Origin of the sequence: Streptomyces sp. NPDC087270, from assembly GCF_044744625.1 — a bacterium.
GTDB lineage: Bacteria > Actinomycetota > Actinomycetes > Streptomycetales > Streptomycetaceae > Actinacidiphila.
Window position 1 is genome coordinate 452,633 of record NZ_JBIUYR010000003.1, and the last position, 11,937, is coordinate 464,569.

12 protein-coding genes are annotated in these 11,937 nt (G+C 71.9%); 4 read left to right on the top strand and 8 right to left on the bottom strand.

The genetic code is table 11. The features are described 5' to 3' along the window. Window positions 1-155: 155 nt before the first annotated feature. Window positions 156-806 (bottom strand): response regulator transcription factor, encoded by a 651-nt coding sequence (locus ACIPAE_RS08865; protein ID WP_329372885.1) that lies wholly within the window; start codon window positions 804-806, stop codon window positions 156-158. Continuing rightward, the gene (locus ACIPAE_RS08870; protein ID WP_402443872.1) at window positions 794-2,053 is read right to left on the bottom strand and encodes a histidine kinase; all 1,260 of its coding nucleotides are present in this window, start codon (window positions 2,051-2,053) and stop codon (window positions 794-796) included. Before ACIPAE_RS08870 ends, ACIPAE_RS08865 begins: the two co-directional genes overlap by 13 nt. Window positions 2,054-2,218: 165 nt before the next feature. Between ACIPAE_RS08870 and ACIPAE_RS08875 the strand changes: the two genes are divergently transcribed. Continuing rightward, window positions 2,219-2,686, top strand: coding sequence for a hypothetical protein (locus ACIPAE_RS08875; RefSeq protein WP_402443874.1), 468 nt, complete (start codon window positions 2,219-2,221; stop codon window positions 2,684-2,686). A 74-nt stretch (window positions 2,687-2,760) separates the two neighbouring features. Next, complete coding sequence (locus tag ACIPAE_RS08880; protein WP_402443876.1) at window positions 2,761-3,477, top strand: class I SAM-dependent methyltransferase; 717 nt, start codon at window positions 2,761-2,763, stop codon at window positions 3,475-3,477. Window positions 3,478-3,995: 518 nt separating this feature from the next. On the opposite strand, the gene ACIPAE_RS08885 is transcribed toward ACIPAE_RS08880, so the two are convergent. Then, window positions 3,996-4,892: a helix-turn-helix transcriptional regulator gene (locus ACIPAE_RS08885; protein ID WP_402443878.1), complete on the bottom strand. Its 897-nt coding sequence runs from the start codon at window positions 4,890-4,892 to the stop codon at window positions 3,996-3,998. Between the two features lie 133 nt (window positions 4,893-5,025). On the opposite strand from ACIPAE_RS08885, the gene ACIPAE_RS08890 reads away from it, so the two are divergent. Beyond that, window positions 5,026-5,931, top strand: coding sequence for an MBL fold metallo-hydrolase (locus tag ACIPAE_RS08890; protein ID WP_329372878.1), 906 nt, complete (start codon window positions 5,026-5,028; stop codon window positions 5,929-5,931). Between the two features lie 27 nt (window positions 5,932-5,958). Continuing rightward, complete coding sequence (locus ACIPAE_RS08895) at window positions 5,959-7,398, top strand: carboxylesterase/lipase family protein (RefSeq protein ID WP_402443880.1); 1,440 nt, start codon at window positions 5,959-5,961, stop codon at window positions 7,396-7,398. A 334-nt stretch (window positions 7,399-7,732) separates the two neighbouring features. On the opposite strand, the gene ACIPAE_RS08900 is transcribed toward ACIPAE_RS08895, so the two are convergent. The 5 genes from ACIPAE_RS08900 to ACIPAE_RS08920 all read right to left on the bottom strand — a co-directional run bounded on the left by ACIPAE_RS08900 (window position 7,733) and on the right by ACIPAE_RS08920 (window position 11,934). Next, window positions 7,733-9,154: a DUF1254 domain-containing protein gene (locus ACIPAE_RS08900; RefSeq protein WP_329372874.1), complete on the bottom strand. Its 1,422-nt coding sequence runs from the start codon at window positions 9,152-9,154 to the stop codon at window positions 7,733-7,735. Window positions 9,155-9,473: 319 nt separating this feature from the next. Further along, window positions 9,474-9,674: a hypothetical protein gene (locus ACIPAE_RS08905; RefSeq protein WP_329372872.1), complete on the bottom strand. Its 201-nt coding sequence runs from the start codon at window positions 9,672-9,674 to the stop codon at window positions 9,474-9,476. Then, complete coding sequence (locus ACIPAE_RS08910; protein ID WP_402443883.1) at window positions 9,674-10,432, bottom strand: SRPBCC domain-containing protein; 759 nt, start codon at window positions 10,430-10,432, stop codon at window positions 9,674-9,676. The genes ACIPAE_RS08905 and ACIPAE_RS08910 overlap by 1 nt, the downstream gene beginning before the upstream one ends. Before the next feature lie 31 nt (window positions 10,433-10,463). Further along, window positions 10,464-11,708: a cytochrome P450 gene (locus ACIPAE_RS08915; RefSeq protein WP_329372868.1), complete on the bottom strand. Its 1,245-nt coding sequence runs from the start codon at window positions 11,706-11,708 to the stop codon at window positions 10,464-10,466. A 10-nt stretch (window positions 11,709-11,718) separates the two neighbouring features. Then, a complete protein-coding gene (locus ACIPAE_RS08920; protein ID WP_329372866.1) occupies window positions 11,719-11,934 on the bottom strand; it encodes an MbtH family protein in 216 nt (71 codons plus the stop codon). Window positions 11,935-11,937: the final 3 nt, after the last annotated feature.

Consider the following 11,937-nt stretch of genomic DNA (forward strand, 5'->3'; position numbering starts at 1 on the left):
GCGGGGGCACCAGTGATGACCGGCCCCACCTGTGCCATGGCCCCGCGCACGACGGCTGCCGCCTTCGACTCCCGGCGCGGCAGAGCTGTTGCCGCATTCCCCACCGAGTGGCGACCAGCTCCGTTGTCGGCCGGGCATACGGGCAGGGTCGCGTGCTACGCGGTCGCAACGCCCAGGAAGCGCAGCACCGCCAGGACGCGGCGGTGGTCGGCGTCGGCCTTGGGCAGGTCGAGCTTGGTGAAGATGCTGTTGATGTGCTTGGCGACAGCGCTCTCGCTCACCACCAGCTCGGCGGCGACGCCGGAGTTGGACCGGCCGCCCGCCATCAGCTCCAGCACCTCCCGCTCGCGCGGTGTCAGCCGGTCGAGCGGATCGCTGTGCCGGCGCACCAGCAACTGCGCGACGACCTGCGGGTCGAGCGCGGTGCCGCCGGCCGCCACCCGGCGTACCGCCTCGGTGAACTCCTCGACGTCGGCGACCCGTTGCTTGAGGAGATAGCCGACGCCCGAGGTGTTGGTGGCGAGCAGATCGGCGGCGTACCGCTCCTCCACGTACTGCGACAGCACGAGCACGGCGGTACTCGGGTACTGGCGGCGGATCACCAGCGCGGCACGTACTCCCTCGTCGGTGAAGCCGGGCGGCATGCGCACGTCGACCACGGCGATGTCGGGACGGTGCTCCTCGACGGCCGCCAGTAGCCCTTCCGCGTCGGTGACCTGCGCGCACATCTCGAAGCCGGCCGCCTCCAGCACCTTGACCACGCCGATGCGCAGCAAGAGGGAATCCTCGGCGATCACGGCGCGCACGGCAGCTCCACGGTGATGACGGTCGGGCCCCCGGCGGGGCTGCGGCAGGAAAACGTGCCGTCGACGGACGCGACGCGCCTGGCGAGCCCGGCGAGCCCGGTGCCGCCGCCGGCCGCCGCGAGATCCACGCCGCCCGCGCCGTCGTCCGCGACGACCACCCGCATTGTCTCCCTGATCCGCTCCACGGTCACATCCGCCCGGGTCGCCCGGGCGTGTTTGACCACGTTCGTCAGGGCCTCGGAGACCACGAAGTACGCGACGGCCTCGACCGTGGGTGAGGGGCGCCGCGGCAGGTCCACCGCCACGCGCACCGGGATCGGGAGGCGGGCGGCGACCCCGGACAGCGCGGCGTCGAGGCCGCGGTCCTCAAGGACGGCCGGATGCAGGCCGCGCACCAGGTTGTTCAGCTCGGCGATCGCCTCCTTCGCCTCGCGGTGCGCCTCGTCGATCACCTTGCGGGCGTCCTCCGGCAGGTCGCTGAGAGTGGCCCTGGCCAGGCCCAGGTTGACGGCGAGTGAGACGAGGCGCTGCTGGGCGCCGTCGTGCAGGTCGCGCTCGATCCGCCGCCGCTCGGCGTCGGCGGCGTCGAGCACGCCGGCCCGGCTCTCGGCGAGGTCGGCGACCCGGCGGGCGAGTTTCTCCGTGCGGCTGGGGCCGAGCAGGACCTCGGCCGCCCGGGTGTCCAGCCGCACCAGAGCGCCGGTCAGCCGGGGCCCGAGGAACAGCAGGACGAGGCCGCCGGCGGTGATGTACACGGCCTGCGTGGTGTACCCGAGGTCGGTGACCCGCCACTGCGGGGGCAGCGCCCAGATCCACACGTAGAGGGAGGCGGCCACGAGAGCGGTGGCCCAGACGGCGAGGACGGCGACGTCCAGGACGGCGAGCAGCGGACCCGCCACGGCGTGGTAGCAGACCTGCCGCCACAAGGCCCGCCTGGTCAGCCGGCGTACCGGCGACGTCCATGTGCTTCCGGGCCTGGGTGCGGCGGGGCGCGGGAGGTCCTTGCCGACGAGCGCCCGGTAGCGCCACCGCTGCCCGACGGTCAGCAGGGGTGTCACGACGAGTGTGAGCAGCACGGGCAGCGGAGTCACGGCCGGCACCAACGCCGCCATCGTGCCGAGCAGCCAGATCCACATGGGCACCACGGCGAGGTGGAGCGGCAGGCCGGCGGCGACGAGCGCGGTCCGGTGTCCCGCCCTGCGGAACGGCCGGCCCAGCACCAGCCGCAGCCACGTCGTGAGTCGCATGCGTCAAACGGTAAAGCCGCAGGCCATCCCCACGCCATGACGTTGCCGCCCGGTTCGGGGGTGCACTTGTCTCCACCCCGGGTCGGAACCCTGCGTGACTGACGGCGCCCCGGTGCACGCCGGAGGCTGGAGCACGTGAAGGGGACAGCCGACGGGGAGCAGGGGATGACGATGCGTCAACTGGCTTTGTGCGATGAGGAAGTGGCCGGCGCCGAGGTGATCCCGCTCTACGAGGAGGCGGAGGAGCCGCGCCCGGCGCGGGGCATGCGGCGGGCCGGGGTGCTGCTGGTCGCCTGCGGGCTCTCCCTGCTGCCGTGGCTGTACGTGCTGGCCACCGGTCTGCCGGCCACCGCGACCGCGGCGCACTGGCCGGTCGCCTGGGTCGGGCTCGACGCGCTGGAGGCGCTCGGCCTGATCGCCACCGGCCTCCTCGCCGCCCGCGGTGACCGGCGGCACGCCCTGGCGGCCGCCGCGACCGCGACGCTGCTTGTGGTGGACGCCTGGTTCGACACCACGACCGCGGCCCCGGGCGGCGACTTCGCCACCGCGGTCGCCATGGCGCTCGGTGCCGAACTGCCGCTCGCCGCGCTGTGCGGCCGGCTGGCGCTGCGGGCGTTGAGCCGGCGCGCGTGACGCCGACCGCCCGACCGCCCGACCGCACCCCACGAACAACGATCACCAACCGCATCGATCCACCGGAGGACACCATGCACCGCATCACCACCGCACCCACCGCCCCGCTCCCGGCCCGGACCCGCTGGGCGGTCGCCGCCGGCGTCGGCGCCGCGTTGGCCGCCGCCTGGTGGCTGGGCGACACGGCGCCCTATCCGTACGCCCAACGCGGCCTCCTCGACGTGCCGTTGCCGTTCCTGACAGCCGATCGGATGGACGCCGTGCTGCAACCGCGGCCGGGAGAGCGGTTCCTGGAGATCGGCCCGGGGACCGGCTTGCAGTCGCTGCACGTCGCCCCGCAGCTCGGGCCGGAGGGACGGCTCGATGTGCTCGACATCCAGCAGGAGATGCTCGACCACGTGATGTGCCGCGCCGGGCGCGACGGCCTGGCGACGGTCAGGCCCACCCGCTCGGACGCACGTGAACTGCCCTACGCCGATGGGACATTCGACGCCGTATACGCCGTGACCGCGCTCGGCGAGATCCCCGAGCCGGATCGGGTACTGCGCGAGGCGGCACGGGTGCTGGCACCGGGCGGGCGGCTGGTGATCGGCGAGTTCTTCGACCGGCACTGGATTCCCTTCGGCCGACTGCACCGGCTCGCCGACGCCGCCGGCCTGCACCTGACCGAGCGCCGCGGCCCGAGCCCGGCATACCTCGCCCGCTTCCGACCCTGCGGAGCCGACGCGCCAGGCCACCAGAGCGGGCTCCTCGCCCACAGCGACCGTGGCACCCACGACGGGGAAGCGTGAGCACCGCACGCAGGGACCGCGATCACCGAGCTGAACAACCGGGCGCGCGGTAGGCCGCTCCGCAAGGCGAGGGGGCTCCGCCCCCACCGCGGGCGCCCGCGTCGCGCTCTTCCCGGAGTTTCGCCACGTCCCTCACGTCCATGGTGACGTGGCGAGAGCCGTCACGGTCCGCCCCCCAGCAGCGCGACCCGGCCCAAGTCCATCGGCTGAAAAGGGAAGTCGGGCACTCGTGGCAAGCGAGCACCCGGCTCGACGCGGGAGTGACCAGCCGTCGTTCCGCTGCGCGCCGGAGGGGATGGCCTTGATGTGGCGGGACGCGGCCGTCTCTCCGAGGGCGACCGGAAAGGACGGTGACGGGCCCGGTGCGGGGGCCACGAGCTCCCGACGCAACGGCTCGCCCTGCCCCCGCTGGCTGCGATCCCTGCCACCGCGCCTGACCGGCTTCGTCCTCGCCATCAGTGGCCACGTCCGAGGGAGAGCCCTGTGCCGTAGGTCGCGGGGCATGTGGACGAGCCGGATCACGGCCTGGTGGTCAAGGCACGGGCCGACTTCGCCTCGCTCGGGCGCGTCTCGCCCGTCTGCCGTAGCAGTGCGAGAGCGGCCTCCGACGAGGACCCGGCGGGTGTCGTGCACACCACGAGGACCTGCTCCGGCGAGCGGACGAGCGCCAGCGTCTGTTGCGTGATCGTCAGCGGTCCCATCGCCGGATGGTGCAAGTCGTAGGACGCCGCGTCGCAGGCCGACACGCGGTGGTCCCGCCACAGTGCGACGAACTCCGGGCTCTTCATCGTCAACTCGCCGATCAGCTCCGCGAGCAGCGGGTCCTCCGGGTGCCGGCCCACTGCGGTGCGCAGGTTGCCCACAACCGCGCGCGCCTTGCGGTTCCAGTCCCGGTACAGCTCACGGCAGTGCGGGTCGAGGAACAGCATCCGGCTCATGTTCGGGCGGCGCCCCGAGCTCTGCGGAGCGAGCGGGTCCAGGTGCCCGGCGAGCAGTCCATGGCCCAGGCTGTTCCAGGCGAGCACATCGGTGCGTCGGCCGAGTACCAGAGCCGGGACACCGTCCAGCGCGCGCATCAGGTCCCATGTCTCGTCCGCGACCTTCTCCGGTCGCGGTCGGCGCACCGGGGTCGTACGGCGCGAAGCATCGGCGAGCCGCGCGAGGTGATCGCGCTCGTGGTCACCGAGTCGCAGAGCCCGCCCGATGGCGTCCAGCACCTCGGCCGAGGCGCCGCGGGACAGTCCTTGTTCGAGCCGGGTGTAGTAGGAGGAGCTGACGCCGGCCAGTTGCGCCAGTTCCTCCCGGCGCAGCCCGGCCACCCTGCGCGGCCCGAAGGCGGGCAGTCCGACGTCCTCCGGCCGGAGCTGAGCCCGGCGCGCCTGCAGGAAGTCGCCCAGTGGGCCAGGTCCGTCCATACGTGCAGTGTGCGACGCGGCAGCGGACTCAGCCACTCCCTGAGAGGGGTAGGACCCAGGGGGACTGGCTGCCCGGGGTGACAGCGCCCAAGCTCGGGAGCACCCGGCCATGCGCCCGACCATGAGGAAGACCATGCAGCGCATCACCCTGGGTGACGTCACTGTCACTCGCGTCAAGGAGTACTACGGCTCGGTGGGGATGGCTCCGGCCGAGTTCTTCCCGGACAGCCCCGACGGGGCGTGGGGGCAGCACCGCCCCGTCCTGGTGCCCGACTTCTGGGACCCGGCCGCGAACGAGTGCAACTCGGCGATCCAGTCCTGGCTTCTGCACAGCGAGGGGCGCACCATCCTCGTCGACACCGGTGTGGGCAACCACAAGGACCGGCCGTACGCGCCGGTCTGGAACCGCCTCGACACCGACTACCTCGACAACCTCGCGGCGGCCGGCGTCCGGCCCGAAGACGTCGACATCGTGGTCAACACACACCTGCACATCGACCACGTCGGCTGGAACACCTATCTCGACGGCCGCACGTGGGTACCGACGTTCCCCAATGCCACGTACCTCATGCCTCGGCGGGACTTCGACTTCTGGAACCCGGCCAACGGCCACCGACCGCTCCTCGGCCGCGGCAACCAGAACGTGTTCGAGGACAGTGTCGCCCCGGTGCATCGGGCCGGGTTGGCCGAACTGTGGGACGGCTCCTACCGGATCGACAAGAACCTGCGGCTGGATCTCGCGCCCGGCCACACCCCGGGTTCGTCGGTCCTGACGCTGGAGTCGGGTCGCGATCGTGCGCTCTTCGTCGGGGACCTGGTGCACACCGCGCTGCAGATCATGGAGCCGGACACCAATTCCTGCTTCTGCGAGGACGCGGTCCAGGCACGAGCGACCAGGCACGAGCTGCTCGGCCGCGCGGCCGAGAGCAACGCCCTTGTCCTCCCCGCCCACCTGGGCGGCCACGGCGCGGTCGAGGTCGAGAGGGACGGCTCGAAGTTCGCGATCAGGGAATGGGCGGGGTTCTCCCGCATCGCGTGAAGCACCGAGATCGAAAGGAGGAGTTCCGTGCCCCAGCACTCACACCCGGTCGTCGAGACACCTTCAGGCGCCGTGCGCGGTCTGCGCGACCGGTTCGATGACCTGTACCGCGCGATCCCGTATGCGGCGGCACCGCTGGGCGCTCGACGCTTCGCCCCGCCCCTACCGCACTCCGGGTGGTCCGGAGTCAGGAACGCCACGCGGCCCTCACCGACGGCACCACAGCCCGCCCGCGCCTTCGGCCGCCTCGACATGAGCCCCTACTTCGGACCGGGCTGGGTACCGGGCGACGAGTACCTGACCGTCGACATCCGCACCCCGGCCGCAGACGGCGAGAAGCGCCCGGTCATGGTCTTCGTGCACGGCGGCGGGTTCGTCACCGGCTCCACCCGCGCCGCGCTGTACGACGGCAGGGCCTTCGCCCGCGACGGTGTCGTCCTGGTGACGATGAACTACCGGGTCGGCATTCCCGGCTTCCTCGATCTGCCCGGAGCCCCGGCGAACCGCGGACTGCTCGACGTGCTGGCTGCGCTGCGCTGGGTGCGTGACGCCATCTCCTCCTTCGGCGGTGACCCCGGCAACGTCACTGTCTTCGGGCAATCGGCGGGCGCGACGATCACCGGCGCGCTGCTCGCGGTACCGCAGGCCGGCGGCCTGTTCCGCCGCGCGATCATCCAAAGCGGCAGCGGCACAGGTGCCTTCACCCCCGAGCAGGCCCAGCGGGTCACCGCGGCGGCGGCGAATGCCCTCGGCGTCCAGGCGACCGCTGAGCAGTTCGCCGGTATCCCGGACGAGCGCTTCCTGGGCATCATGCCGGAGCTGGCAGGACTCGACCTGCGCACCGCCACCGCGAGGGACCCGCTGCTCGGGTTGAGCCCGTTCAGCCTGGTCCTGCCCGTCCAGCCCGCCGACGCGCTGGGCGATGGACCTGCCGCCGAGGTCTCCGTGCTCATCGGCGGCAACACCGAGGAGGGGAACCTGTACCTCGTGCCCCAGGGCAAGTTGGAGACCTCCACCGAAGCCGACGTCCTCACCCTCGCCGCAGCGGCGTACGCGGAACCCGCCGCAGCGGTCGCGGCCCGCACCGCAGCACACCCGGACGCCACGCCCGGTGAACTGCGCTCGGCACTGCTCGGCGAAGCGCTGTTCGGCGCCGGCACCGCCCGAATGGCCAGGGCGCACTCGCGGATGTCGGGCCGCCGGACGCACGTCTACTCGTTCGCCCAACGCTCGACGGCCCTTGACGGCCGGCTCGGGGCCACGCACACGATCGAGCTGCCCTACGTGTTCGACCTCGCCGACGAGCCATGGCTGCACGGCGACACCGGACTGCTGGGCCCGGACCCGGCACCGGAGGATCTTGCCCAGGCGATGCACGGAGCCTGGATCGCGTTCGCCCGCGACGGCGACCCCGGCTGGGCCGCCTATGACCCGGAACGACCGGTGGTGAAGGTCTTCGGGGGCTGACGGGCAGGCAAGGCGTGATCGAATCTGGGGGGATTCGATGGCGGCATGTGGTGTGAGGGATTGGCGGACCGATCCGGCGTTCGAGATGTGCCGGGTGCTGGTGGACGGAGCGGATCTGGCCGCCTCCCGTGCGTCACGCCGGCGAGCCGCCGCGGACCGTTCTGCGTGTGCTGTTCCTGGCCTCCGACACCCGCACCACCCTCCAGCGCCTGAGCGCGGCACACGACACGGCGTGACGACGGCAGCCCGAACGGACGCGTCCGGAACCGTCCAGCCCCGTCCGGCTGCCGGCCACGACGACCGGTTCCGGCTACGGCAAGGGGCGCCGCCCTGTTCAGGTGAGGGGTTCGATCTCAGGCAGGCGCCAGGTCTGGTCGAAGAAGGGCTGGGTGGGTCCGTAGAGGCGGAACAGGATGAAGAACGCGCGGCCTGCGAGAGTGGGAATCCAGTTGGCGTCGGCCGCGCCCTCGGGCCTGGTGGGGCCGAAGTACAGGTCGAGGGAGCCGTCGGTGTTGTAGGTGAGGGTGTCCAGGGAGTTGACGGACGGAAAGGGGCGTCCGTTGTCGATCATGGAGGCGTCGTCGGCGTTGTAGAGGGTCGCGGCCCAGTACAGGGCGGCCGGCACGTCGGCGGGCACGTGCAGGCGGTAGGAGCGGCCCCCGGTGAGTTGGTCGCCGTTGGCGTCGCGCAGCGAGAAGGGGTACTTGCTGCCGTGCCCGACGAAGGGGCCGACCATGGCCGGTGAGGTGGAATAGGCCCAGATGAAGAAGGCGGCGCGGGAGTCGACGTCGAGGTAGGTGGCGGTGTGGAAGTCCTCGTCGACCCCGCCGAAGCACGCCCGCCAATAGCCGCTGTCGTAGTAGAAGGCGTTGGGCAGGGCGTCGGTCTGCGGGATGGACAGCACCATCCGCGGGGCGATGCGGCCGGCCCGGTCCAGGATCGCCCGCAGCCGCTCATCGGGCTGGAAGGGGTGTCCCTTGATGATGCCGAGGGTGGCGAGCATGCCGCGGGTGACCATGTCGGTCATGCCGATCGGCTCGTCCTGCACGAAACGGGCGAGCTTGTCGAAGTAGGTGCCGTCGCGGGGGAAGAGCATGTCCAGTTCGACGCCGGAGGCGTTGGGGAACTGCATGGCCGGGCGGTCCTGCTCGCGGCTGCGCAACGGGAAGATCCGGGTCTGCTCGATGATGGCGACGCCGGGGGCGGTGTCGGGGCCGTCGTCACCGGGGACCAGGACGGTTCGCCAGAACAGGAACACGTGGTAGGTGGTGGAGCGCACCACGTGGTAACCGCCGGGGACCGGCCCTTGGTGGTCGGGGGGCAGCAGCAGGTAGTCGCCGCCCTGTCCGGCGTCGGGGCCGGAGGGGCCCACGTCGCTCAGGCAGCGCTGCCAGAAGTCGGTGAACAGCCCCAGCACCTTGGGCGGGGCCTGGACGACCAGGGGGCCGTCCTTCTTCAGGTCCAGGTAGCTCATCGCGTAGATGACGTCCGCGTTCGGGGTGGTCACCTTGCACCGGGCGTCCATCCGGTCCTTCCAGACCGGCAGGACGTGGTAACCGGCTCCGAACTGCTTCTCGGAGGCATCGCGCATCGCGATCACGTTCACCGCCGGCAGTGTCAGGGCGAAAGCCTGCACCGCGCGCTGGAAGAGCATCTCCTCGTACAGCCGCCGCGCCGACGCCTCCGCGGGGATGCCGTCCGCGAGGTCCAGTTCCAGCAGTCCTTCTCCCGGCAGTCCCGTGTCCGGTTCGCTCATGGCCCGCCCGCTTCCAGATGAGGGCGCAGCCGGTGCCCATGACGCCGGGTCGGGTACTGCCGCGCCGAAGAGACGCTCGGATTCTCCGATCCAATCCCTCGTCGCCCGGCAACGCCCCCGCCGCGCGGCCGAACGGGTGACCTTGCCGGCATCCGGCAGGAGAGTGACAGGGCGGAACGGCTCGCCTCGCCATCCACTCGGTGCGGACCGCGCTGTGCGATCGGCAGACACCCTCAGCCGTAATACTGGGGCGGGCCCGGGCCAGCCGTATTACTGGGGCCGGCCCGGCGATCCGCTCCGGGCCGGCCTTCCGAAGCCGCTACCAGCGGCGGCGCGGCGGGATCGGGTTGAGCTTGGCGGCGAGCGCGGAGAGGAAGGCCGGGAGCTTGTCGACCATGGCTTTGGGGACCGGGGTGGTCTGGACCGTGCCCCGCCTCAAGTCCTGGACGACGAGGGCGTAGCTGCCGTCCTCCTCGACGAGTTCCGCGGCGAAGAGCAGTGTCCGCGTGGAGGTCTCCATCACCGCTCCTGCGCTTGGGTGTCGTTGAGCCAGGCGGTCCACGCCTTGGTCGACTGCTGCTCGTCGGTGCCCTCGGCGAACAGGTGGTGGCCGAGCCAGGTCGGCACCTTCCAGGTGCTGCCGTTGAAGAACCGGTACAGGGCGTCCGGGCCGCGCAGGCCGACGAAGTCGGCGCTGAGCCAGTCGACGACCACCTCCACGGGGTCACCGTCCGAGCCGGGTGCGAGGAGGGTGAAGCGGTCGCCGACGGCGGCGTCGTCGGCGAGGCCGATGCGTCGGCGCAGGGCGGCGAAGTCAGCCGGGTCGGCGGTGGGTTCGGGGTGCGCCGCCCTGACGTAGACGGCGGGGCGGCCCGCGAAGTGCCGGAGGTACTCGGCGAGTGCGTGCTGGTAGAAGTCGACGTGCTTCTCGGCCGCGTCCGACTTGGCGTCCCAGGCCCACGCCTCGTCGACGACGCCCGTGTGCACCCAGTGGATTCCCATCCGCAGGTGGCTCGTTCTTCCACCGGCCGGCTCGATGTGGTAGCTGAGCGTGTTGGAGAACCCGCCGTCCTGGGTCGCCCGGAGGGCGAAGTGCCGTGGTGGCTCCCAGGCCAGGACGGTGGCGTCGCCCCGGGTGGCCTTCCCGCCGGCGCGCGGCTCGACCTCCATCGGGTAGAGCCAACCCAGGTTGCCGGCGCCGGTGGCCACCGCGTCCCAGACCTGCTCGGGCGTGGCGGGCAGGTCCTGCTCCCGGCGGACCTCGAACTCTCGGGCCATGGTCGGTACTGCTCCTTCGTGTCGTTCAGGGTCAGAAGGCGAGCGGGAGGATGCTCAGCCGCCGTTGCAGCGGGTTGAGCCGCCATTCCAGCGCCGCTCCGTCGCTCAGCCGCAGCTCGGGCAGCCGGCGCACCAGCGTGCCGACGGCCACCTCCGCCTGGAGCTTGGCCAGCGGGCCGCCGAGGCAGAAGTGCGGGCCGTGGCCGAAGCTCAGGTGCCGGTTGCCCGGGCGGGTCAGGTCGAGCCGGTCGGGGTGCTCGAAGCGCTCGGGATCACGGTTGGTCGCACCGAGGAACAGGTACACCAACTCGCCCTCCCGCAGCCTGCGTCCGCCGATCTCCAGGTCCTCCGCGACGACCCTGACGACCGCTTGGGTCACCGTGTCGTAGCGGGCCAGTTCCTCGACGGCGCCGCGGATCAGGCCCGGGTCCGCGCGCAGCCGGGCCAGCTGGTCCGGGTGGCGCAGCAGGGCCAGCACGCCGTTGCCGATCAGGTGGGTGGTGGTCTCGTCGCCGGCGGTGATCAGGATGAAGCAGGTGGCCAGCAGTTCCGAGTCGGTGAGCCGGTCGTCCTGCGTCTGCGTGGCGACCAAGGCACTGATCAGGTCGTCGCCCGGTGCACGCCGGCGCTGCCGGATGAGCCCGGTCAGGTAATCCTCGTACTGCTCGATCGCCGCCTCGGACTTGTCGATGTCCTCGCTGAGCCGGCCGAAGCGGCGGAACCAGGTCTTGACCTGCGGACGGTCCTCGTCCGGGATGCCGAACAGCTCGCAGACGACCGACATCGGCAGCCGAGAGGCGACCGCCTCGATCAGGTCCATGGTCGGCCCGGCCGCGACCGCCTCGTCGACGAGCCGGTCGACGATCCGCTGGACACCGTCGCGCAGGGCCTCGACGCGCCGGGCGGTGAACGCCTTGTTGGTCAGTTTGCGCAGCCTGGCGTGGTCCGGCGGGTCGGTGTTGGTCATCACCCGGCCGAGTCGCTCGGTGAGCCGGCTGAGGGCCTTGAGGTCGCCGCCGAGCGCGCTGTAGGCGCGGGTCATCCGGTCCCGGTCGTTGGACAGCCGCAGGTCGCCCAGCGCCGCCTCGACATCGGCGTACCGGGTGAGGTACCAGATGCCCTGCGCGCTGCGGTGGACCGGGTCCTCGCGCCGCATGCGGGCGTAGAACGGGTAGGGGTCCCGGCGCGCCTCGGGGGTGAGCAGCGCCGCGGCGAAATCGTCCGGCCGGGCGGGGGCCGCTACGCGGGCCCCGCCCGGTGTCGTGGTGGAGGTCACGTCGGCCGCGCTACCGCTGGGCGTCCATGGCGTCGGCGAGGCTCTTGGGACGCATGTCGGTCCAGGCCCGCTCGACGTACTCCAGGCAGGCGGCGTGGGTGTCGGGTCCGTGGGCGACGGTCCAGCCGGCCGGGACGTCCGCGAACTGCGGCCAGAGCGAGTGCTGGTTCTCGTCGTTGACGAGGACGAGGAAGGTGCCGTCCTGGTCGTCGAAGGGGTTGGTCACGGG

Bases quoted from the DNA above. Each gene is read 5' to 3' on its own strand.
- ACIPAE_RS08870 (WP_402443872.1), bottom strand. From the start codon at position 2,053: ATGCGACTCACGACGTGGCTGCGGCTGGTGCTGGGCCGGCCGTTCCGC.
- ACIPAE_RS08885 (WP_402443878.1), bottom strand. From the start codon at position 4,892: ATGGACGGACCTGGCCCACTGGGCGACTTCCTGCAGGCGCGCCGGGCT.
- ACIPAE_RS08905 (WP_329372872.1), bottom strand. From the start codon at position 9,674: ATGGAGACCTCCACGCGGACACTGCTCTTCGCCGCGGAACTCGTCGAG.
- ACIPAE_RS08880 (WP_402443876.1), top strand. From the start codon at position 2,761: ATGCACCGCATCACCACCGCACCCACCGCCCCGCTCCCGGCCCGGACC.
- ACIPAE_RS08910 (WP_402443883.1), bottom strand. From the start codon at position 10,432: ATGGCCCGAGAGTTCGAGGTCCGCCGGGAGCAGGACCTGCCCGCCACG.
- ACIPAE_RS08875 (WP_402443874.1), top strand. From the start codon at position 2,219: ATGACGATGCGTCAACTGGCTTTGTGCGATGAGGAAGTGGCCGGCGCC.
- ACIPAE_RS08900 (WP_329372874.1), bottom strand. From the start codon at position 9,154: ATGAGCGAACCGGACACGGGACTGCCGGGAGAAGGACTGCTGGAACTG.
- ACIPAE_RS08890 (WP_329372878.1), top strand. From the start codon at position 5,026: ATGCAGCGCATCACCCTGGGTGACGTCACTGTCACTCGCGTCAAGGAG.